We start from the raw sequence: 22678 nt of genomic DNA, 5'->3' as shown, positions 1-22678 counted from the left end.
GTAGCCGGGAATCACTGCCTTGACCCACAAGCACGCCTCGGGAGTCTTCATGGAACATCTCAACGATACCAGTCTGTTTCGTCCATTTGCCTATATCGACGGTGGCTGGGTAGCCGCGGATTCCGGCGAGCAGATCGAGGTCGACAATCCTGCCACCGGCGAGATCATCGGCCGCGTGCCTCGGCTGGGTTACGCCGAGACCGAACGCGCCATCGAGGCGGCGCAGCACTCCTTCGCGGACTGGAAGGAGACGCCGGCGCTGGAGCGCGCTGACATCCTGATGAAGTGGTACGCCTTGATGCTGGAGCACAAGGATGATCTGGCGCAGATCATGACGCTGGAGCAGGGCAAGCCCCTCGCCGAGGCCGCCGGTGAAATCCAGTACGCGGCCAGCTTCCTGCGCTGGTTCGCCGAAGAAGGTCAGCGCGTGTATGGCGATACCATTCCGGCCGCCAAGCGTGACCAGCGCATCCTGGTGCTCAAGCAGCCGGTCGGAGTCGTGGGGGCGATCACGCCGTGGAACTTCCCGGCCTCGATGATCACCCGCAAGGCGGGCGCCGCGCTGGCCGCAGGCTGTCCGATCGTGGTCAAGCCGGCCAGCCAGACGCCGTTCTCGGCGCTGGCGCTGGCGGTGCTGGCGGAACGTGCTGGCGTGCCGCGCGGTGTCTTCAACGTCGTGCCGGGCTCGGCCAAGGACATCGCCAAGGCGATGACCGATTCCAGCATCGTGCGCAAGGTGACCTTCACCGGCTCCACGGAAGTCGGGCGTGGCCTGATGGCAAATGCCGCGCAGCATATCCAGAAGATCTCGCTGGAGCTTGGCGGCAATGCGCCCTTCCTGGTGTTCGAAGACGCCGATCTCGATGCGGCGGTGGAAGGCGCGATGGCGGCCAAGTTCCGCAATGCCGGCCAGACCTGCGTCTGCACCAATCGCTTCCTGGTGCAGTCCAGCGTGGTCAATGCCTTCAGCGAGAAACTGGCTGCCGCCATGAACGCCGAGCTGACCGTGGGCAATGGCCTGGAAGAGGGCGTCAAGGTTGGCCCGTTGATCGATGGCGACGCCGTCGAGAAGGTCACCGAGCACGTGCAGGATGCCCTCGACAAGGGTGCCGAACTGCTGTTGGGCGGCCATCCGCATCCGCTGGGGGGCAGCTTCTTCACGCCGACCCTGATCTCGCAGGTGACGCCGGAGATGAAGGTCGCCCGTGAGGAAACCTTCGGTCCGCTGGCGGCGATCTTCCCCTTCGAGAGCGAGGAAGAGGCGATCGAGATGGCCAACGACACCGAATTCGGCCTGGCCAGTTACTTCTACAGCAGCGACCTCAAGCGTGTCTGGCGCGTCTCGGAAGGTCTGGACTACGGCATGGTCGGTATCAATACCGGGCTGATCTCCAACGCCGCGGCGCCCTTCGGCGGCACCAAGGCATCGGGGCTGGGCCGTGAAGGCTCCAAGTATGGCCTCGAGGAATACATGGAAACCAAGTATCTGTGCCTTTCACTTGGCTGATCCATCGTCATCGGGTCTGCGCTGTCGATCTTTGCTTGATCCTTGCATCCTTGAGCTTTGCCTCCTGGAACTTTGCCTCTTGGAACGTTGCATCGCTGATTGATGGCCAACGCTCAAGGCAATGATCGGACACGCCATCAGCTGGCAAAAAGCCCGCCCGGGAAACCGAGCGGGCTTTTTCATGCCATGCATTTATCCCACCTGTCTGCGCCGAGTGTGCCTGCAATTTGTCTATGGAATTTTCGCTGCTGATGAGAGCGATCTTTTTGCTTCTGATGAGAGAACGGCATGCGCGTCGCGACAAGAGGCGCATGAGTCATTGGTCGTAGAGATGGAGCGTCTCTCGCAGCACGTGTCAGACCAAAGCGGTATATCGTGGTCTTTTGGCGCAGATCAGGGCCAAAGACAGCTGTGCTTTGTCGGCATTCTCTTACTTGTGCATATGCTTATTTACGCTACAGTCAAAGAGCGGGACCTGTGGTGATAGTCTTCAAGGATTGAAGACAGGGCGAGTGGCGTGGCGGACGCGACTCGCCCTTTTTTATTGCCGGAACTCGGCTCTCATGCCGCAACGCCCACTTCTCAACCCTCCCATTTCAGTCCTCACTTCTCGACTCGCATGTCTCACCCCAGTGGCGAAAGCCCCATGCCCGCCACCAGGCCTTCCAGTGCATGCCGCCCGGCAATCGAGTTGCCGTAGCCGTCCAGGCGTGGTGACCAGACGCAGATGCTCATCTGTCCCGGCAGGATGGCGATGATGCCACCGCCGACACCACTCTTGCCCGGCAGCCCCACTCGCCAGGCGAAGTCGCCTGCCGCATCGTAAAGTCCGCAGGTCAGCAACAACGCATTGAGCTGGCGTGTCTCCAGCGGCGAGACCACTTCCTTGCCATCCAGCGGATTGACGCCGCGATTGGCCAGGAAGGCGAAGCTGCGTGCCAGTTCCACGCAGTTCATCGACACCGAGCAGCTGTGGAAGTAGGTATCCAGCAGGTCATCCACATCGGAATGCACATTGCCGTAGGCCTGCATCAGGTAGGCGAGCGAGGCATTGCGTGCCTTGTGGTCCATTTCCGAGCGCGCGACCTTTTCATCGAAGCCGATATCGTCGCTGCCGGACAGACGCCTGAGCTGCTCACGCAGGGTGTTCTGGATCGAGACGATGCGCGACACCAGCAGGTCGGTGATCAGCAGGGCTCCGGCATTGATGAAGGGATTGCGCGGGATGCCGTTCTCGACCTCCAGCTGCATGATCGAGTTGAAGGCCTGGCCGGAAGGCTCACGGCCGACGCGCGACCAGATCTCGTCGCTCTCCAGGCGCTGCATCGCCAGTACCAGCGCATGCACCTTGGAGATCGACTGGATCGAGAAGCGGGTATGCGCGCTGCCGGCGTACTGGACACGGCCATCCACATGGCAGACGGCGATGCCGAACTGGTCAGGGTCGACCTGCGCCAGGGCCGGGATATAGTCCGCGACCTTGCCCTCGTTGAAGCAGCGGCTGGCATCATCGGACAGGCGTTCGAGCAGTGTCTGGAGAGCATCGGGGTCGAGTGGCGGCGTCATGGCAACCTTGAAGCAGCGGTAGAGGGAAAAGGGCGCGAAGCTGGCCGAGCCATCGTGACAACGGCGCCACCGGGCATCAGACCGAGAGTGGCGCGAGGGGCCGGCAGGGCATTCTAGCGGATATGACCGCAGCTGGCGCGCTCGATGCCGCTGGCAGGGCGTGCCACCAGGTCGGCTCAATCGCGTGATAGTTGACGCTTATCAGCCAGGTAGTGCAAAGTGATTTCTACATGCAGTTGAGAATCGTTATTATTGGTTCATCAAGGCAGCACGCAGTTGCCTGACCCCATGACATGCGACGCGCTGAGGCTCAGCGTCTCGCTGAGTAGACCGCCCGGAGGGCAGCCAACATGATCAAGACATTGACCTTTGCCAGCATGCACTTCTCCATCGCCTTCGGTGTCACCTACCTGCTGACCGGCGATATCGTGGTCGGCGGCCTGGTCGCCATCGTCGAGCCGGCGGTCAACACCGTCGCCTTCTTCTTCCACGAGAAGGTCTGGAACCGTGTCACCGCGCGCCGCCAGCAGGCTGCTGAGAGCGAGGCGAACTCGCGAAACGCCATGAGCGGGGCGGCGCTGGCGGGCTGAGGCTGCTTGCGCGTGGCAGGGATGCGCCGCAGAATCGAGCGACCTTTTCCCGGAGCTCCCCATGCTGAAGCTTGCCCCTCGCATCGTCCGTGCCTCTCTTCCTGTCAGGGCCTCTTGTCCTGCCCAGCTCTCTCATCCTGCCCGCGCCCGCCAACGTCCTCTCGTCCAGGGGGCGTTGGCATTGCTGCTGGGGCTTGCCGGCAGTCTGGGTGGCCTCGAATCCGTGTCAGCCGACGAAACGCGTGATTATCACTACAGCGACGCCCATCTGCACTTCGTGGACTTCTTCCAGCAGGGTGATGGTCTGGGGGCCTTGCTGGATGCCATGGACGAGGCACAGGTCGATCACGCCCTGGTCACGGGCATTGGCGTCGCCAAGAAATGGCAGCAGGACGCACCCAAGAAGCCACGGTACTACATGGGCGATGATGCGCCGGTCTACTGGTATTCCGGTACCGATTACATCCTGGCCGAGGCGCTGACTCGCGCGCCCGAGCCGGTACAGGCGCGTTTCTCGCCGTTCATCACCGGCTTCAACCCCACCGATCTGAACGCTGCTGACGAGATTCGTCAGCTGATGGCGATCTATCCCGGCTTCTGGAAGGGCATCGGGGAGGTCTTCACGCGCCATGATGACCTGACGCGCCTGACCGAAGGCGAGACGCCGCGCGCCAATCATCCGGCCTTGATGAAGGTCTATGCGCTGGCGGCGGAGAAGGGGCTGCCGGTGATGGTGCATTCCAACATCACCAGCAAGCGGGAAGGGCATGAAGGCCTGTATCTCGAGGAATTCGAGAGTGCGGTACGCGACAATCCGGACACGACCTTCATCTGGGCACACGCCGGGACCAGTGCCGAGCTCAATCGCCGTCTGGGGCGCATGACCTGGCTGCACGGCGAGATCGAGCGCATGCTGGAAACCTACCCCAACCTGAATATCGACCTGTCCTGGTCGGTGCTGGAACCCTACCTGCTGGATGATGAAGGGCAGCCGCGCTCGCGTTGGGTGGCGCTGGTCGAGCGCTTCCCGCAGCGCTTCGTGCTCGGCAGTGATGTGGTCGGGCGCTTCGGCTCGGTGGGCGATATCCTCGCCAGCTATACGCCCTTCCTCGATGCGCTGTCGCCACAGGCGGCGCGCAATGTCGCGCGCGACAACTTCCTGCGCTGGGTCGACCTGCCGGTCAAATGACCGCGTTTCTTGTCAGATGCGCATGAAAAAGCCCCCGCCAGCATGTCGCTGGCGGGGGCTTTTGCGTGGGCGCTAGCTTAGGTAGCAGTACAGGTACCCGTGCAGACTAGCGATGTCTGATCAGTGACGGAAGTGACGCATGCCGGTGAAGACCATGGCGATGCCGGCTTCGTTGGCCGCATCGATGACTTCCTGATCGCGCATGGAGCCACCCGGCTGGATGACGGCAGTGATGCCGGCCGCCGCAGCGGCGTCGATGCCGTCGCGGAACGGGAAGAAGGCATCGGAGGCCATCACGGAACCCGGCACTTCCAGACCTTCATCGGCGGCCTTGATGCCGGCGATCTTGGCGGAATAGACGCGGCTCATCTGGCCGGCGCCCACACCGATGGTCTGGCCATCCTTGATGTAGACGATGGCGTTGGACTTGACGAACTTGGCCACTTTCCAGGCGAAGGTCAGGTCGTTGAGTTCCTGCTCGCTCGGTGCACGCTCGGTGACGACCTTGAGCTCGTCACGGCCGACCATGCCCTGGTCGCGGTCCTGGACCAGCAGACCGCCGGTGACACGCTTGAAGTCGTGACCGCCGGTACGTTCGGCCGCCCAGGCATCCGCGACGTCGAGCAGGCGCACATTGGCCTTGGTGGCGACGATGGCCGCCGCCTCTTCACTGATGCCCGGGGCGATGATCACCTCGACGAACTGACGCGAGACGATCGCCTGCGCGGTCTCGGCGTCCAGCGGCACGTTGAAGGCGATGATGCCGCCGAAGGCGCTGGTCGGGTCGGTCTGGAAGGCACGCTCGTAGGCGGCCAGGGCAGACTCGCCGATGGCGACGCCACACGGGTTGGCGTGCTTGACGATGACACAGGCGGTCTCGTCGAAGGCCTTGACGCACTCGAAGGCGGCATCGGTGTCGGCGACGTTGTTGTAGGACAACGCCTTGCCCTGCACCTGCACGGCCGTGGCGACGCTGGCCTCGGTGGCACCGTCCTCGACGTAGAAGGCCGCCTTCTGGTGCGGGTTCTCGCCGTAACGCATGTCCTGCTTCTTGCTCAGGCTGACGTTGTACTGACGCGGCAGGCCTTCGCTGCCGCCTTCGACACGCTGGCCCAGCCAGTTGGCGATGGCGCCATCGTAGGCGGCGGTGTGCTCGAAGGCGGCCACGGCCAGATCGAAGCGCGCGCCATCGCTGACGGCGTTGTCGTTGGCATCCATCTCGGCGATCACGCGATCATAATCCGAGGCGTTGACGACGATGGTGGTGTGGGCGTGGTTCTTGGCGCAGGAACGCACCATGGTCGGGCCGCCGATATCGATGTTCTCGATGGCGTCTTCCAGCGAGCAATCCGGGTTGGCCACGGTAGCGGCGAACGGGTACAGATTGACGATGACCATGTCGATGGGGTCGATGCCGTGCTCGGCCATCACCGCATCATCCTGGCCGCGACGGCCGAGAATGCCACCGTGGATCTTCGGGTGCAGGGTCTTGACCCGGCCATCCATCATTTCCGGGAAACCGGTGTGCTCGGACACTTCCGTCACGGCAAGGCCGTTGTCCTTGAGCAGGCGGAAGGTACCGCCAGTGGACAGCAGGGCGACGCCGCGGGCGTCCAGGGCACGAGCGAATTCGACGATTCCAGTCTTGTCGGAAACACTCAGGAGGGCGCGACGGATGGCTTGGGGCTTGGCTTGCATGATGCTCCACTCGTGGATCAACAAAAAGACGCCGGGGCACCTGTAAAGGTGCCCCGGCGGGGTCAGATCAGATCAAACTGCTTGAGCTTCTTGCGCAGTGTGCCTCGGTTGAGGCCCAGCATGTCGGCGGCGCGGGTCTGGTTGCCCTGCGCGTGGGCCATCACCGCCTCCAGCAGCGGCGCCTCGACCTCGGCCATCACCATGGCATGCAGGTCGGTGACCTGCTCGCCATCCAGGTGGGCGAAGTAGCGCGCCATGGAGTGCTCGACCGCCTCGCGCAGGGTCTGATGGTGCCGCACGGGCGTCATCAGGGTGGCCTGGCTTGCGTCGTCGGGTGAAAGAGGGTGCCTGCTGGTCATGCTGCGTGACTTCCTTGCGTCTCGGTGCGGGCGATGCCTTCCGGCTCGCCGAACAGGCGGGTCAGGAACTGGCGCTGTTGTTCCGGCTCCTCGAGGGGATTGAAGTGGCGCTTGAGCTCACTGCCATCCTCCCGCGTCGCCAGATACCAGCCCACATGCTTGCGCGCGATGCGCGTTCCCATGTAGTCACCGTAGAATTCGTACAGGGCCTCGAGGTGGGTGCGCATCACGAGGGCGCGCTCCGCATCGCTCGGGCCACAGGCTACCTGGCCGGTGGCCAGGTAGTGATTGATCTCGCGGAAGATCCAGGGATTGCCCTGGGCCGCACGGCCGATCATCACGGCGTCGGCGCCCGTATAGTCAAGCACATGTCGCGCCTTCTCGCCGCTGTCGATATCGCCATTGGCGAAGACCGGAATCGACACCGCGGCCTTCACGGCGGCGATGGTGTCGTATTCGGCCTCACCGGTATATTTCTGCTGACGAGTACGACCATGCACGGACAGCGCCTGGATGCCGGCGTTTTCGGCCATGCGCGCGATGGCGATGGCGTTGCGCGTCTCTTCGCACCAGCCGGTGCGCATCTTGAGCGTTACCGGCACGTCCACGGCGCGTACCACGGCATCGAGAATCTCGCCGACGAGCTTCTCGTCGCGCATCAGGGCAGAACCGGCGGCCTTGTTGCAGACCTTCTTGGCCGGGCAGCCCATGTTGATGTCGATGATCTCGGCGCCCATCTCGGCGTTGAGCGCCGCGGCCTCGGCCAGCATGGCGGCATCACCGCCGGCGATCTGCACGGCACGCGGGCCGGGTTCGCCGGCATGGTTCATGCGCGTGCGGGACTTGACGGTATTCCACAGCCGCTTGTCACTGGTCACCATCTCCGATACCACCAGCCCGGCGCCCAGCTCACGACATTGCTGTCGGAACGGACGATCGGTGACACCGGCCATCGGGGCCAGAATCACGCGATTGGGAAGCTGATGTACGCCGATGCGGGGCAGGTCGGCGGGAAGCGGGGTATCGGTCATGGGTCTCGTGTCATGCGAGTGGTGTCAGGCGCGCGAGCCGCTGTCGTGTCAGGGATTCGCGGGGGCGTCATGATACCTAGAGCGCCGCAGGGTTTGAAGGGCTATTTCATCCACAATGCATCGCGGATGCGTTCTCCCTGCGCGGCTGCGGCGCTCATGGCATGGCTCATGGCGTGGCTCAGCCCATCAGTGGACGCTGACCATTGAGGCGTACCCAGCCATCGCGCTCGGTGGGTTCTTCCATGATCAGTCCGGCCTCACGATAGGCGTCGAGCACCTCTCCCGCCTGGGGCGCGAGAATGCCGGAGAGCGCCAACAGGCCACCCGGGGCGACGCTGCCCGCGATCTGCGGAGCCAGTTCGACCAGCGGGCCGGCCAGGATGTTGGCGACCACGATCTGATAGCCCGCGTCCGGCAGGCGGTCCGGGTAGCACAGGGTCAGCTGGTCGCTGACGTCATTGCGCTGGGCGTTCTCACGCGAGGCCTGCAGCGCCTGCGGGTCGATATCGGTGCCCAGCGCATCCACCGCGCCGAGCTTGAGCGCGGCGATGGCGAGAATGCCGGAGCCGCAACCGAAGTCGAGCACGCTGTGCTGGGCGAGCTTGCCATCGACGGCCAGCCCATCGAGCCATTCCAGGCACAGGGCGGTGGTCGGGTGGGTGCCGGTGCCGAAGGCCAGGCCCGGGTCGAGCATCAGGTTGACGGCGTCCTGCTCCGGCGCATCGTGCCAGCTGGGCACGATCCACAGGCGCTGGCCCATCTTGAGCGGCTCGAAGCCGTCCATCCATTCCCGGGCCCAGTCACGGTCCTCGAGGATCTCGACCTCGATCTCCGGGCAGGGCTCATCGGGAATCAGCGCCGCCCAGCCGGCCTTGACTCGCTCGCGCATGGCCTCGATGCCTTCGGTGCCATCCCACAGGCCAGTGAGGACAGTCTCGCTCCACAGCGGCGTGCTGCCGAGGTCAGGTTCGAACAGCGGTTGGTCTTCAGCATCCTGCAGCGTGATGGCGCAGGCGCCTTCTTCCATCAGCAGATGCTCGAGAATCTCGGCGTGGTCGGGGGCGATACGCGCCTTGAGTTGCAGCCAGGACATGGTGACTCCTGTCGATGGGCGATAAGAAAGGGGAGGATGGCACAGACGACAGAAGGGCAGCCGAGGCCACCCTTCTGTCGTGCGTCTATCGGCAACACGCGTCACCGATCTCAAGCGGGGCGTCTTACAGGCCCAGCTTCTTCTCCAGATAATGGATGTTGACGCCACCTTCCTGGAAGCCGGCATCACGTACCAGATCCTTCTGCAGGTCAGTGTTGGTCTTGATACCTTCCACCAGCAGCTCGTCGAGGGCATTGCGCATGCGCGTCAGTGCGATCTCGCGGCTCTCGCCCCAGGTGATCAGCTTGCCGATCAGGGAGTCGTAGTGCGGCGGAACGGTGTAGCCGGAGTACAGGTGCGAGTCCATGCGCACGCCCAGACCGCCCGGCGCGTGATAGAGCTCGACCTTGCCCGGAGACGGCATGAAGGTGCGCGAATCCTCGGCATTGATACGGCACTCGAAGGCGTGACCGCGCAGCTCGATATCTTCCTGCTTCACGGACAGCGGCAGGCCGGAGGCGATGCGCAGCTGTTCCTTGACGATATCGATGCCAGTGACCATTTCGGTCACCGGGTGCTCGACCTGAACACGAGTGTTCATCTCGATGAAGTAGAAGCCGCCGTTCTCGTACAGGAACTCGAAGGTGCCGGCGCCACGGTAGCCGATCTCGATGCAGGCATCGGTGCACGACTTGAGTACCTTGGCACGCGCTTCTTCGTCCAGCTGCGGCGCCGGTGCTTCTTCCAGCACCTTCTGGTGACGACGCTGCAGGGAGCAGTCGCGGTCATACAGATGGATGGCGTTGCCCTGGCCATCGGCCAGTACCTGGACTTCGACGTGACGCGGGTTCTGGAGGAATTTCTCCATGTACACCGTGCCGTCGCCGAAGGCCGCGGCCGCTTCACCCTGGGTGATGCTCACCGAGGACAGCAGGCTGGCCTTGGAGTGCACCACGCGCATGCCGCGACCACCACCGCCAGCGGCGGCCTTGATGATCACCGGATAGCCGATGCGCTCGGCGATGGCGTACATCTCGTCTTCGTCTTCCGGCACCGGGCCGTCGGAACCCGGCACGGTCGGAACGCCGGCCAGCTTCATCGCCTCGATGGCCGCGACCTTGTCACCCATCATGCGGATGGTGTCAGCGCGCGGGCCGATGAAGGCGAAGCCGGAACGTTCGACCTGTTCGGCGAAGTTGGCATTTTCCGACAGGAAGCCGTAGCCCGGGTGGATGGCGTCGGCGTCCGTCACCTCGGCGGCTGCGATCAGCGCCGGGATGTGGAGATAGGATTTGGCAGAGGAGGCCGGGCCGATGCACACAGCTTCATCCGCCAGGCGGACGTGCATCAGGTCGCGGTCGGCCTTGGAGTGCACCGCTACCGTCTTGATGCCCAGTTCCTTGCAGGCGCGAAGGATGCGAAGGGCGATCTCGCCGCGGTTGGCAATCAGTACCTTGTCGAGCATGGTGACGTGTCCGTTGGGATCAGGAAATGACGATCATGGGCTGGTCGAATTCAACCGGCTCGCCGTCTTCGATCAGAATGGCTTCGACGACGCCATCCTTGTCGGCTTCGATCTGGTTCATCATCTTCATGGCTTCGACGATGCAGACGGTATCACCTTTCTTGACGCTCTGGCCGACTTCGATGAAGGCCTTGGAGCCCGGCGCCGGAGAACGGTAGAAGGAGCCGACCATCGGAGAGTTGATGGTGTGACCCTGCGGCGCAGCCGGTGCTGCCGGAGCGGCCGGTGCTTCAGCGGCGCCAGCGGCTGCCGGAGCGGCCTGCTGCATCGGCTGCTGCTGCATCATCGGGGCCTGCATCATCGGCTGCTGGGCGAAGCCCTGCGGATGGCGGCTGATGCGAACGGACTCTTCGCCTTCCTGGATCTCGATTTCGCTGATGTTGGACTCTTCGAGCAGCTCGATCAGCTTCTTGACCTTGCGGATATCCATGAAATTAATCCCGATGTAAATGTGGCTGGAAATGGGGGTGTGCAGCCGTGATAGCGGCGGCTGCGGGCGACAGCCCCGACGGCTGTCCCGACCATGGCGATGGCCGGTGAATCCTGGTATCAGGCAGTGATGAGGCCTGATGGCGGTGCGTGAACACCGCTCTGGACGTGCCCTTACTGCGCGAGATCGTCCAGGGCGGCGTCAAGCGCCATGTCATAGCTTCGAGCGCCAAAGCCCATGATCACGCCGCGTGCCACATCGGAAAGATACGAATGGTGGCGGAACGGCTCGCGGGCATGGGTGTTGGACAGGTGCAGCTCGATGAACGGGAGTGCGACGCCGAGTAGCGCATCGCGCAGCGCAACGCTGGTATGGGTAAAGGCCGCCGGATTGATCAGGATGATGGCGGTGCCATCTTCACGGGCAAGGTGGATACGCTCGATCAGCACATGCTCGGCATTGGACTGCAGCCAGTCCAGCTGATGGCCGGCCGCGCTGGCGCGCTGGACCAGACGCTGGTGGATATCCTCCAGCGTGGTGGTGCCATACACCTCGGGTTCACGGGTCCCCAGAAGATTGAGATTGGGGCCGTTGAGTACCAGGATGCGCGCCATGAAAGTCCCTTGTGTCAGCCGTGCTCGAGCACCAGGCTCATTGAGCTGTTAACCCATGAAGAAAATGCAAAGATACCGTCACTATCCACGACGTTTACCTATTGAGCGTAGGCTGTTGCCGTAGTGACGCGGATTCTGCCGAAATTCTCGAACGCTGTCCAGTTTGGCACTGAACCGAAGATTTTGCCGCATTCTTCGTCCTCACGTGCGTCTCGACAGCAACTGCCCCGCGCCGGGCCTGTGGTAGACACGCCGCTCAGTTCGCGCGCTGTGACGTGGCGCGCAGCTGGTCCAGCACCGCTGTCAGGTGCTGGCCGAGCTGGCTGGCGTTGACCTCCCCCTGGATGCGCGCCGCTGTGAGCTCGCGTTCATCGGCGAAGAACAGCAGGCTGGGGGGGCCGAACAGGCCGAATTGCTTGAGCAGTGCCTGGGTCGCGGCCCCGGTACTGGTGACGTCGGCGCGAATCAGGTGGAACTGGCGCAACTGGCTGGCGACCTTGGGGAAGACCTCGCGCTCCATCACCTTGCAGGAGATGCACCAGTCGGCGTAGTAGTCGACGAACACCGGCTGGCCGCGGCTGGCGGCCAGTGCCAGCTCATGTTCGAGCTCTCTCATGTCGCTGACGGTGGTGAAGTCCAGTGAGGTCTCGGTGGCCTGCCCGGATGATGAGCCGCCAGTGAAGGGGGCCAGCGGGCGCAGCGGGTCGCTTGCGCCGCCTGCCACGCCCAGCAGGCTGATCATGCCCCAGCCCAGCGCGACCAGTCCCAGTGCCTGACGGGCACGCGCCCAGCCTCGGGTCTGTGTGCTGAGCGCCCCCAGCGCCACGCCGGTGCCGATGGCCAGAATGGCCCAGCCCAGCACTGCCAGCGAGGCCGGCAGCAAGCGCTCCACCAGCCACAGCGCCACCCCCAGCAGCAGGATACCGAAGGCCTGCTTGATGCCCTCCATCCAGCCGCCGGCCCTGGGCAGCAGGCTGGCGCCGAAGGTGCCGACCAGAATCAACGGCACGCCCATGCCCAGCCCCAGCGCGAAGAGTGCGAGCCCGCCGGTCATGGCATCGCCACTGGCGGAAAGATAGACCAGCGCACCGGCCAGAGGTGCCGAGACGCAGGGCGATACCACGAGTACCGATAACGCGCCTGCCAGCGCCAGTCCGCCGGGGCCGGCGTTCATCAGGTGCCCTTGCAACGCGTCGAGCCGTGAGTGCATGCCGCTGGGCAGTCGCATATTGAAGGCACCGAACATGGCCAGCGCGAACAGCACGAACAAGGCAGCGAAGGGAATCAGTACGGCCGGCGCCTGCAGATGCGCCTGCAGGTTGAGCCCCGCGCCGAACAGTCCCATCAAGGTGCCGGCCGCGGCGTAGGTCAGGGCCATGCCCAGGGCGTAGCTCGTGGACAGCAGCATGGCGCGCGGGCGGCTGGGGCGCTGGCCGACGATGATCGAACTCAGTATCGGAATCATCGGCAGCACGCAGGGCGTGAAGGTCAGGCCGAGTCCGGCGAGGAAGAACAGCCCCAGAGCCGTCAGCAGGCTGGCATCCGCGAACAGTGCGCTGAAGCCGGCATCGGTGCCGCTGATCGGGGCTGTTGTGGTGCGGGGGGCCACTGGCGCCGTCGTATCGCTCGACTGGCTGGCGGTCGGCATCAGCTGCGCGAAGGGGGCAGGGGCACTCTGCTCACCGGCCTGCAGCGTGACGGTCTCCGGCGGATAGCAGAGCCCGGCATCCGCACAGCCCTGGAAGGTGATGGAGAGCGGGATCGGGCCGCTGGCCGGTGTGCCGTCACGCACTGCCTTGCCAGAGGATGCGCTGGTCAGCGGGATGCGAATGACCAGCGCATCGTGGAAGACATGTACCTCGCCCATGTAGGGGTCGTTCTTCAGCTCTCCCGGCGGCAGGTCGGCGTCGCCCAGCACGACCTGGTCGCTGGTGGTCGCGAAGCTGAACTGATGCCGATAGAGGTAATAGCCTTCGGCGCTGGTGAAGCCGACATACAGGGTGTCGCCCTCGCGCCAGCTGCGCGGCTTGAAGGCTTCACTGACCGGCAGGAAATCGCCCTGATTGCCGCCGCCGAACAGGCTGGACGCCGCACTGCTGGAGCCGCTGCCGGCGTTTGAACTTGAGCCTGAGTCTGAGCCTGAGTCTGAGCTGAACAGGCCGGCATGGGCGGGCAGCGCCGTCATTGCCTGCGCGACCACCAGCGCGATCGCCAGCAGGGTTGCCAGCAATGCAGGGCCCAGCAGGCGTGAGAACGCGGAGGGGCGTGCGCGGCCCGTTGGCAGCGCCATGCTGACTTTCAAGAACGAACGAAGCACGAAAGCATCCTTATACAGTGCCGAAAGAACATCCTGCAGGCCTCAAGGCACCGCAGTGTCGCGCCGCCATCATCCTGCTCGGGGGCGAGCGCAGGATCGTGAGCCAGCCCATCATCGCCGCGCACGACTTGCACGCGGATGAATGTGCCACCATGTAGCAGACATCCCGCTCGTGTGAGGGCGTGTGAGGACGTATCGGGCTCGAGTGGTGAAGCCGCCTGCGCGGGTGGCAGTCTGGCCCTCGGCTCGCCTGCGACTCAGCCCGCGGCTCGGTCCTCGGCTCGGTCCACGACCAGGCCCGCAATCCGGAGCGCATCGCACCTTGTCACAGAACCGGCACTTCACCGAGTGCGACTGGCACGTGCAGGGGCGCATGATAGGATAGGACGTACGTCATGAGTACCGGCGCTGGATGCATCGGCGCGGCTCACATCCGTTCAGGCAGGTCTGACTCGTCTCTCACACGGCTTTTTCTACAAGGCTTCATACAAGGAAGAACGCATGGCCCTATTCGGTAAAGGCAGCAAGCGCGGCGCCAATCGCGATGTGCTGGAAACGCCTCAGTATGGCTGGATCTGGAAACCACTGATCGGGCTGTTCGTCATTTACCTGCTGGTCTGCGTTGGCCTTGGTATCTACTGGAGCAGTGAACCGGACGAGTTCAACATCGATCAGGCCACGCGCACCGAACTGGCTCGCGTGCACGGTCTGGCCGCGCCGGTGGCCAAGGTCGAGGGCGAAGAGCCGGCACCGGCTTTCGAGACCCTGCCGACAGGCACCGCGACCGTCGCCACCCTGATGAAACTCAATGACACCCTGCTGCACAAGCCGGGTGGTTATCTCAAGAATGATGTGGCGCCGCCGGGGCTGATGCTCGACAACATGCCCAACTGGGAATATGGCGTGCTGGTGCAGGTGCGTGACATGACGCGTGAGCTGCGCAAGGAATTCAGCCGTTCGCAGTCCCAGTCCAGCGATGACAAGGCACTGGGCAAGGCCGAATCCCTGCTGTTCATCGATGCCAATGCCTGGATGCTGCCGGAAGCCGAGCACGAATATGCCGACGCCAACCGTGAGCTGGGCGACTACCTCAAGCGTCTGAGCGATGACACCCAGAACAACGGCCAGTTCTACGCGCGTGCCGACAACCTGGTGGCCTGGCTGTCGGATGTCGAGAATCGCCTCGGTTCCCTGTCCCAGCGCCTGTCGGCCAGTGTCGGCAAGTCGCAGCTCAACCTGAGCCTGGCCGGCGACAAGAGCGCCACCTCGGCCAAGAGCACCCAGACGGAAGAAGAGATCAAGACGCCGTGGCTCGAGATCGACGATGTCTTCTATCAGGCACGCGGCACCTCCTGGGCGCTGATCCATCTGCTCAAGGCAGTGCGTCATGACTTCCAGGGCGTGCTGGAAGACAAGAACGCGCTGACCTCCATCGACCAGATCATCCGTGAGCTGGAAGCGACCCAGACCGATATCGGCAGCCCGATCATCCTCAATGGCTCCGGCTTCGGCTTCTTCGCCAACCATTCGCTGGTGATGGCCAACTACGTCGCGCGAGCCAACTCCGCGATCAGTGACCTGCGCAGCCTGCTCGAGAAGGGCTGATCCCGTGACGCCCGATGCCGCCTGAGGGTTCTCCTCACCGGTGTCGGGCGTGAGCCGGAAACGAAAAAGCCCCCGTCAATGACGGGGGCTTTTTTGCATCGTGATGCCTGAATCGCGCATCACTTCAGAAGGACTCAGTCCTTCTGGTAGGCAGCGGCTGCCTTCTCGATCGCGGCACGGGCGGCATCAGCACCGTCCCAGGAATCGATCTTGACCCACTTGCCTTTCTCGAGATCCTTGTAGTTCTCGAAGAAGTGCGCGATCTGCTGACGCAGCAGTTCCGGCAGATCAGTGACTTCCTGGACGTCGTCGTACAGGGAGGTCAGCTTCTGGTGCGGGACGCAGACCAGCTTGGCGTCTTCACCGGCTTCGTCGCTCATGTTGAGCACGCCGACCGGACGCGCACGGATGACGCTGCCCGGTGCGACCGGATACGGGGTCACGACCAGCGCGTCGAGGGCATCGCCATCGTCGGCCAGGGTGTTCGGGATGTAGCCGTAGTTGGCCGGGTAGAACATCGGGGTGGCCATGAAACGATCCACCATGAGCGCATCGATGTCCTTGTCGATCTCGTACTTGATCGGCGCGTGATTGGCCGGAATCTCGATCGCTACGTAGACGTCGTTCGGCAATTCCTTGCCAGCGGGGATCTTGTCGAAACTCATTGTCGAGTCCTTGGGTTTGCGGGTTGAAGGCCTGCGGGTCAAAATTCCGCTGAATTATACGAACTGGCAGACCGTTTTGCCATTATGCCACGCTCGATCGCCTTGCGTTGCACCAACGAGTGGTGGCACTGCAGGCTGACTCGGGTAACACTTGGGGCCGTCCAGCGCGGCGCAACGGCGATTGCGTGTCTCAGCGTCGGGCTGGCGCTGCGTCACCACCGCATGCATGAAACGTAACGGCAGGATCGAGACGCAAGGAGACCGCCTTGGCGGATGCAGAGCTTTCACTCAGTTACGGTCAGGCCTTCGTGGCTCCCGACCGCAAGCGTCATCGCAGCTCGATGTCGCTGGAGATACCGCTGGAGCGCGGCCCGCTGGCGGCCAAGGGCGGCTGTGCGCTGATCGCCGACACCACCAGCAAGAACGCGATTGCCAAGCAGGCCGGCGACCTTGCCGTGCGTGGCTTTCTGGCCGATTACTTCGCCACGCCCGACAACTGGAGCGTCAAGTATTCCGCGACCCGCGTGCTGCGGGCGCTGAACAGCTGGTGTTACAGCCAGAGCCGCTTCGTGCGGGGCGGCAGTTACGTGACCTCGATTTCCGCCGTCGTCTTCCGGGGCCAGTCGGCGCATCTGTTCCATGCTGGCGACACGGTGGTCTTCCGGCTGCGTGGTGGCGAGTTCGAGCAGATCTCGCGTGACCATGTCACCGATCTCGGCGGCTATCGTTATCCGTCGCGGGCGCTGGGCATGGATGTCAGCCTCGACATCGACTACATCGAGCTGCCGCTCAAGCAGGGCGATATCTTCCTGTTCACCACCCAGGCGGTGCGCGGCACCCTGCTGCCTTCCGATTTCGTGTCACTGATTCGCGATGACGTCTCGGATCTCGATGCCGCCAGTGAGCGCCTGGCGCATGCCGCGGCGGACCGCGCCGATGAGCGCGGCTACACGGCCGACCAGTTCTGCTTCCAGCTGGTGCGCATCGATCGCCTGGCGACTGCCTCTGACGATACGCCGGGGCGCGTCTATGGCGACCTGCCGGTGCCGCGTGAGCTGGAGCCGGGCGACCGCATCGATGGCCTGGAAGTGATGGAGGTCATGTCGCGCAGCGCGCGGGTACGCGTCTACAAGGTGCGTGACCTCAAGAGCCGGCGCGTGATGGTGATGAAGGCGCCCAGCCCGGAGCTGTCGCTCAAGAATGCCTATCTCGAGCACTTCCTGCTCCAGCAGTGGGTGGTGGACCGCGTCAGCTCGCCCTTCGTGGTCAAGGTGGTGGAGCCGTCACGCCCGCGTGATCACCTCTACTACCTGCTCGAACATCTGGAGGCGCAGACACTGACCGAATGGGCGCGCATGCACCCGCAGGCCAATCTCGAGCAGCGTCTCGACATCGCGCGTCAGCTTGGCAAGGCCGTGCATGCCCTCAATCGTCGTGAGGTGCTGCACCAGCTGATTCACCCCGACAACGTGATGATCGACCGTCATGGCAAGGTGGTGCTGGTCGATTTCGGCGCCTGCCATCTGCGTGAAGGGGATGGCCATGAGAGCGCCGGTCCGCTGGCGCGTCAGGTCGGCCTCACCGAACACAGCGCGCCGGAATATGCCCTTGGCGCCGATGTCAGTCGACGCAGCGATCAGTACGGCCTGGCCTCGGTGATCTACTGGCTGCTGACCGGCATGCAGCCCTACGCCCAGTCGATGGAGCAGCTGCGCACCCATACCGACCTTGAGCTGCTGGAGTATCAGCCAGCCCGCATGCGCAATCCCCAGGTGCCACAGATCCTGGACGATGCCCTCAGGCGCGCCCTGGACCCGCAACGCACCCTGCGCTATCGCCGCCTGTCTGAGCTGCTTTACGCGCTGCGCCTGCCGCAGCAGGACCCCGGCAAGGCGCTGACGCCCTCGGAGGCGATACGTGAACCGGCCAATTTCTGGCAGGGCGTCGCCGGCATTTTGCTGTTGCTGCTGGTGCTGTCCTGGCTGCTCAAGTGAGCGCAGAGCCTGATGGGGCTCAAGGCCATGGTGGGAGGAAGAGCTGTATGGGACAGACCGCGATCGTGATCGGGGCGACCGGCGTGGTCGGGCGCGAGGTGGTGGCTGAGCTCATCACCTGCGAGGCCATCGCCCGAGTCATCACGCTGACTCGCCGGCCGGTGCCTGGCGACTCTGGCAAGGTCGAGAACCATGTGGTCGACTTCGCGCGCCTGGAAGACTGGGCCGATTGTTTCCAGGCGGACCTGCTGTTCTCGTGCCTGGGCACCACGCTCAAGCAGGCGGGGTCGCTCGAGGCGCAGCGGCGTGTTGATATCGATCATCAACTGAGTGCCGCCCGGCTGGCGGCCGCCCAGGGAGTGACGCACTACCTGCTGGTTTCCTCCAGCGGCGCCAATCACGCGAGTCGCAATGGCTATCTCAGGATGAAGGGCGAGCTGGAAGTGGCCATCAAGGCGCTGCCTTTTGCGCGTATCAGTGTCTTCCAGCCGTCATTGCTGGTGGGGGAGCGCAGCGAGTTCCGCCTGGGCGAGTCGCTGGCGCGCTATCTGTTGCCAGCGCTCACCCGCCTGCCGGGCCTGCAGCGCTATCGACCGATCCGTGGCGCTCAGGTGGCGGCGCGTATGGTCGAGGTCAGCCAGCGTCAGCAGCAGGCGCATGCGGTATACCGGCTGGAGGAAGTGTTTCCCCCTGCATGACAACTGACAGCCATCAAAAAGCCCCGCACAGTTGCCTGTGCGGGGCTTTTTTACACTCGCTTCACTGTCTACTACCGGCTCTGTCAACGACCGGGACAGTCAGCTATCGGTACTGTCAGTTACCGGAACTGTCAGCAACTGGCCGTGTCAGCGACGGATCGCTCAGGCGCATCAACGCCAGGCGATCAGATCGTGAACGGTGTCAGCTTCTTCTCGACCTTGGCCAGCGTGAGCCTGGCGACCGCCGGCAGACCATTGACGAACGGCGGGAAGTCCTCACCCTGGATCAGCGGCGACAGATATTCGCGGCAGGCGTCGGTGATGTAGAAGCCATCTTCGGTGATGAACTCCAGCGGCATGAACTTCTCGTGGTTGGCGATCTGCTCCAGCGGCGCCTCGATGATGTCCCAGGCGTAGTCAGCGCCATCGCCGAGGCGACGGATCGCCGGCATCACGGCATTCTTGCCGGCCAGCGCCATCTCGACGGCGGCACGGCCAGTGGCGTAGGCCTGCTCGACGTCGGTCCTGGAGGCGATGTGACGCGCTGCGCGCTGCAGGTAGTCGGCCACCGCCCAGTGGTACTTGTAGCCCAAGTCCTGCTTGACCATGCCGGCCAGTGTCGGCGCGACGCCGCCCAGCTGACGATGGCCAAAGGCATCGGTGTTGCCGGCATCGGCCAGGAAGGTGCCATCTTCGTAACGCGCACCTTCGGAGACCACCACCACGCAGTAGCCGTGTTCCTTGACGCAGGCATCGACGCGCGCCATGAATTCCTTGCGATGGAAGGCGACTTCCGGGAAGACGACGATATGCGGCGGCTGGGTGGCATCTTCACCGGCCAGAGCGCCGGCAGCGGCGATCCAGCCCGCGTGACGGCCCATGACTTCCAGGATGAACACCTTGGTGGAGGTGGCGCACATGGAGGCGATGTCGAGACCGGCTTCACGGGTGGAGGTGGCGATGTACTTGGCCACGCTGCCGAAGCCCGGCGAGTTGTCGGTGATCGGCAGGTCGTTGTCCACGGTCTTCGGCACGTGGATGGCCTGGATCGGGTAGCCCATGGTCTCGGCCAGTTGGGAGACCTTTAGGCAGGTATCGGCGCTGTCGCCGCCACCGTTGTAGAAGAAGTAACGGATGTCGTGGGCCTTGAACACCTCGATCAGACGCTCGTACTGGGTACGGTGGTCCTCGATGCTCTTGAGCTTGTAGCGGCAGGAGCCGAAGGCACCGCCCGGCGTGTGGCGCAGCGCGGCGATGTTCTCGTCGCTTTCCTGGCTGACGTCGATCAGGTCTTCGGTCAGGGCACCGATGATGCCGTTGTGACCGGCATACAGCTTGCCGATCTGGTCACCGTTTTCACGAGCGGCTTCGATGACGCCACAGGCACTGGCGTTGATGACGGCGGTAACGCCACCGGACTGGGCGTAGAAGGCATTGTGCTGGGGCATGGGCTTCTCGTCTCTGCTTCCTTGTCATGGTCTTGAACGGGCTGGCGCTTACCCGCCGCATCATATCCGAAAGACATGACCCCTGCACGACGCCCGAATGCCACTGGGGGTGTCGTCCATCCCTGACAGGTCGCGCGCTACTCGCCGCCTGGCGGGCATGCTAGGCTGCTCGGGCTTCCGGATTGGAGAAACAGATGCACCTTCACGTCATCGGTATTTGCGGTACCTTCATGGGCTCTCTGGCGCTTCTGGCGCGCGCACGCGGTCATCGCGTCACGGGGAGCGATGCCAACGTCTATCCGCCCATGAGCACACAGCTGGCCGAGGCCGGTATCACCCTGATGGAAGGCTATGCGGCCGACAATCTCGTCCCCGCGCCTGATCTTACGGTGGTCGGCAATGCCGTCTCGCGCGGCAACCCCGAAGTCGAGGCGCTGCTCGAGCGTGGGCTGGCCTATACCTCCGGCCCGCAATGGCTGTGTGACGAGGTGCTGACCGGCCGTCCGGTGATCGCCATCGCCGGCACCCACGGCAAGACCACCACCGCGACCATGACTGCCTGGATTCTCGAATGCGCGGGCCTCGCGCCGGGCTATCTGATCGGTGGCGTGCCGCCGCAGCTGGGTGATTCCGCGCGTATCGGCGACCCCCGGGCGCCCTTCGTGGTCGAGGCCGATGAATACGACACGGCCTTCTTCGACAAGCGCTCCAAGTTCGTGCATTACCGTCCGCGCATCGCCGTGCTCAACAATCTTGAGTTCGATCACGCCGACATCTTCCCGGATCTCGCCGCCATCGAGCGTCAGTTCCACCACCTGGTACGTACCGTGCCGGCTGGCGGCAAGCTGGTGGTCGCGGCGGACGCCGTCGCCGGTGCCGAGGCGCTGGAGCGCGTGCTGGATCAAGGCTGCTGGACGCCGGTGACGCGCTTCGGCGATGAGAGCGGCATCGAGAATGCCGGTGGCGACTGGCGCTATCGCCTGATCAGTGCCGACGGCAGCCACTTCGCGCTGGCACCGCCGTTTGATGACCCAGGCGAGGCGGATCGCTTCGTCGAGTGCCAGTGGGCGATGCGCGGGCGCCACAACGTGGCCAATGCCTGCGCCGCCGTGGCCGCGGCCGTCGAATGCGGCGTGAGTCTCGAGGTGGCACTGGAGGCGCTCGCGCGTTTCGCGCCGCCCAGACGTCGCCAGGAGCTGCGCGGTGAGGTGGCAGGCGTCAAGGTCATCGATGACTTCGCGCACCACCCGACCGCCATCGCCACCACGCTTGAAGGCTTGGCGCCGGGCGTGGCGGCCGAAGGGCAGGGCGGTCGCCTGTGGGCGGTGATCGAACCGCGCTCCAATACCATGAAGCTCGGTACCATGAAGGCGCGTCTGCCGGCTTCAGTGACCGCGGCCGACCGCGTCAGCTGGTTCGCGGGCCCCAGCCTCGGCTGGTCATTGGAGGAGACGGTCAGCGAGTGCCGCGCGCTCGGCGTGGAGGCGGAGGTCGAGCAGGACCTCTATGCCCTGATCGCGAAGATCGCCAATCAATCCCGCGCCGGCGACTGGGTGGTGGTGATGTCCAATGGCGGCTTCGGCGGTATCCACGAGCGCCTTCTGGCGGCGCTGGCAGCACGTGAAGGTGAAGCATGAAGACGCAAGCGACAGCCCCAGAGGGCGAGTTCAAGTCGGCGGTCACCGTCGCGCTGACCGGGGCTTCCGGTGCCCAGTACGGCCTGCGCCTGATCGAGTGTCTGGTCGCGGCCGGTCATGAAGTGATGGTGATGGTCTCCAAGGCGGCGCACATGGTGATCGCCACCGAGACCGACGAGGAGCTGCCGGCGCGCCCGGCGCGTCTCACCGAGGTGCTCACGCAGCGCTACGCCGCCAGACCCGGCCAGATTCGCTGCTTCGGACGCGAGGACTGGATGGCCCCGGTGGCCTCCGGCTCCGGCGCGCCGAGCGCCATGGTGGTGTGTCCGTGTTCCACCGGCTCGCTGTCCGCGATCGCGACAGGGGCCAGCAACAACCTGATCGAACGCGCCGCCGATGTGGCACTCAAGGAGCGCCGCACGCTGATTCTGGTGCCGCGCGAGACGCCGTTCTCGGCCATCCATCTCGAACACATGCTGAGTCTGACGCGCATGGGTGCCGTCATCCTGCCCGCCGCGCCCGGCTTCTATCATCGCCCGCAGACCCTCGATGACATGATCGATTTCATCGTCGCGCGCATTCTCAACCAGCTGGGAATCTCGCATGCGCTGATGCCGCGCTGGGGCGAGGGGCATGTCAGCGGCGATTGAAGGGCGGTCAGTCGATCCGTTCGGATGAGAGCTTGTCAGAGGCATCCCTCTGGCGCTGCATC

The 22678-nt window shown here is 64.1% G+C and carries 19 protein-coding genes; 8 read left to right on the top strand and 11 right to left on the bottom strand.

Going from position 1 to position 22678, the window contains the following annotated elements:
• The first annotated feature begins 49 nt into the window (after positions 1–49).
• Entirely contained in the window at positions 50–1507 is a 1458-nt protein-coding gene (locus tag MSG32_RS10255) for an NAD-dependent succinate-semialdehyde dehydrogenase (protein WP_043332412.1), read from the top strand.
• A 624-nt stretch (positions 1508–2131) separates the two neighbouring features.
• Here the strand turns inward: MSG32_RS10255 and glsB are convergent.
• Positions 2132–3073 carry a glutaminase B gene (gene glsB / locus MSG32_RS10250; RefSeq protein ID WP_054555045.1) on the bottom strand — a complete coding sequence of 314 codons (942 nt, stop codon included), beginning with the start codon at positions 3071–3073 and terminating at the stop codon, positions 2132–2134.
• 350 nt (positions 3074–3423) lie between these two features.
• Here glsB and MSG32_RS10245 point away from each other — a divergent pair, with 350 nt between their 5' ends.
• Positions 3424–3663 carry a DUF2061 domain-containing protein gene (locus MSG32_RS10245; RefSeq protein WP_043331997.1) on the top strand — a complete coding sequence of 80 codons (240 nt, stop codon included), beginning with the start codon at positions 3424–3426 and terminating at the stop codon, positions 3661–3663.
• 61 nt (positions 3664–3724) lie between these two features.
• The gene (locus MSG32_RS10240; protein WP_248379357.1) at positions 3725–4852 is read left to right on the top strand and encodes an amidohydrolase family protein; all 1128 of its coding nucleotides are present in this window, start codon (positions 3725–3727) and stop codon (positions 4850–4852) included.
• Positions 4853–4972: 120 nt separating this feature from the next.
• Here the strand turns inward: MSG32_RS10240 and purH are convergent, their stop codons facing one another.
• From purH to dsbD, 8 genes are all read right to left on the bottom strand, one after another.
• Positions 4973–6550, bottom strand: coding sequence for a bifunctional phosphoribosylaminoimidazolecarboxamide formyltransferase/IMP cyclohydrolase (gene purH / locus MSG32_RS10235; RefSeq protein WP_107335370.1), 1578 nt, complete (start codon positions 6548–6550; stop codon positions 4973–4975).
• A gap of 62 nt (positions 6551–6612) precedes the next feature.
• Entirely contained in the window at positions 6613–6858 is a 246-nt protein-coding gene (gene fis, locus MSG32_RS10230) for a DNA-binding transcriptional regulator Fis (protein WP_225348107.1), read from the bottom strand.
• Positions 6859–6905: 47 nt separating this feature from the next.
• Positions 6906–7940: a tRNA dihydrouridine synthase DusB gene (dusB, locus tag MSG32_RS10225; protein WP_215823965.1), complete on the bottom strand. Its 1035-nt coding sequence runs from the start codon at positions 7938–7940 to the stop codon at positions 6906–6908.
• Positions 7941–8118: 178 nt separating this feature from the next.
• A complete protein-coding gene (gene prmA, locus MSG32_RS10220) occupies positions 8119–9033 on the bottom strand; it encodes a 50S ribosomal protein L11 methyltransferase (protein WP_043331989.1) in 915 nt (304 codons plus the stop codon).
• A 124-nt stretch (positions 9034–9157) separates the two neighbouring features.
• Positions 9158–10498 (bottom strand): acetyl-CoA carboxylase biotin carboxylase subunit, encoded by a 1341-nt coding sequence (gene accC, locus MSG32_RS10215; RefSeq protein ID WP_043331987.1) that lies wholly within the window; start codon positions 10496–10498, stop codon positions 9158–9160.
• A gap of 19 nt (positions 10499–10517) precedes the next feature.
• Positions 10518–10988: an acetyl-CoA carboxylase biotin carboxyl carrier protein gene (gene accB, locus MSG32_RS10210; protein ID WP_248379355.1), complete on the bottom strand. Its 471-nt coding sequence runs from the start codon at positions 10986–10988 to the stop codon at positions 10518–10520.
• 173 nt (positions 10989–11161) lie between these two features.
• A complete protein-coding gene (gene aroQ, locus MSG32_RS10205; protein ID WP_043331983.1) occupies positions 11162–11602 on the bottom strand; it encodes a type II 3-dehydroquinate dehydratase in 441 nt (146 codons plus the stop codon).
• A gap of 256 nt (positions 11603–11858) precedes the next feature.
• Complete coding sequence (gene dsbD, locus MSG32_RS10200; RefSeq protein ID WP_248379353.1) at positions 11859–13892, bottom strand: protein-disulfide reductase DsbD; 2034 nt, start codon at positions 13890–13892, stop codon at positions 11859–11861.
• A gap of 528 nt (positions 13893–14420) precedes the next feature.
• On the opposite strand from dsbD, the gene MSG32_RS10195 reads away from it, so the two are divergent.
• Complete coding sequence (locus MSG32_RS10195; RefSeq protein ID WP_043331981.1) at positions 14421–15524, top strand: DUF2333 family protein; 1104 nt, start codon at positions 14421–14423, stop codon at positions 15522–15524.
• 134 nt (positions 15525–15658) lie between these two features.
• Here the strand turns inward: MSG32_RS10195 and ppa are convergent, their stop codons facing one another.
• Positions 15659–16189, bottom strand: a complete 531-nt coding sequence (ppa, locus tag MSG32_RS10190) for an inorganic diphosphatase (protein WP_043331979.1) — start codon at positions 16187–16189, stop codon at positions 15659–15661.
• A 266-nt stretch (positions 16190–16455) separates the two neighbouring features.
• Between ppa and MSG32_RS10185 the strand changes: the two genes are divergently transcribed.
• Together MSG32_RS10185 and MSG32_RS10180 are read left to right on the top strand one after the other, a co-directional pair.
• Entirely contained in the window at positions 16456–18183 is a 1728-nt protein-coding gene (locus MSG32_RS10185; protein ID WP_043331977.1) for a bifunctional protein-serine/threonine kinase/phosphatase, read from the top strand.
• A 47-nt stretch (positions 18184–18230) separates the two neighbouring features.
• Positions 18231–18881 carry an NAD-dependent epimerase/dehydratase family protein gene (locus MSG32_RS10180; protein ID WP_248379351.1) on the top strand — a complete coding sequence of 217 codons (651 nt, stop codon included), beginning with the start codon at positions 18231–18233 and terminating at the stop codon, positions 18879–18881.
• 185 nt (positions 18882–19066) lie between these two features.
• Here MSG32_RS10180 and MSG32_RS10175 read toward each other — a convergent pair whose 3' ends face one another.
• Complete coding sequence (locus MSG32_RS10175; protein ID WP_043331973.1) at positions 19067–20329, bottom strand: 6-phosphofructokinase; 1263 nt, start codon at positions 20327–20329, stop codon at positions 19067–19069.
• Positions 20330–20523: 194 nt separating this feature from the next.
• Here MSG32_RS10175 and mpl point away from each other — a divergent pair, with 194 nt between their 5' ends.
• Both mpl and MSG32_RS10165 read left to right on the top strand, forming a co-directional pair.
• On the top strand, positions 20524–21966 hold the full coding sequence (mpl, locus tag MSG32_RS10170; RefSeq protein WP_248379349.1) for a UDP-N-acetylmuramate:L-alanyl-gamma-D-glutamyl-meso-diaminopimelate ligase: 1443 nt from the start codon (positions 20524–20526) through the stop codon (positions 21964–21966).
• Entirely contained in the window at positions 21963–22616 is a 654-nt protein-coding gene (locus MSG32_RS10165) for a flavin prenyltransferase UbiX (protein WP_043331969.1), read from the top strand. Before mpl ends, MSG32_RS10165 begins: the two co-directional genes overlap by 4 nt.
• The last annotated feature ends 62 nt before the right edge of the window (positions 22617–22678 follow it).

This window comes from Cobetia sp. 1CM21F (genome assembly GCF_023161745.1).
In the GTDB taxonomy this organism is placed as follows: Bacteria; Pseudomonadota; Gammaproteobacteria; order Pseudomonadales; family Halomonadaceae; genus Cobetia; species Cobetia amphilecti.
The sequence above is the reverse complement of the archived record's forward strand: the minus strand, read 5'-3'. Positions and strand labels throughout refer to the sequence as shown.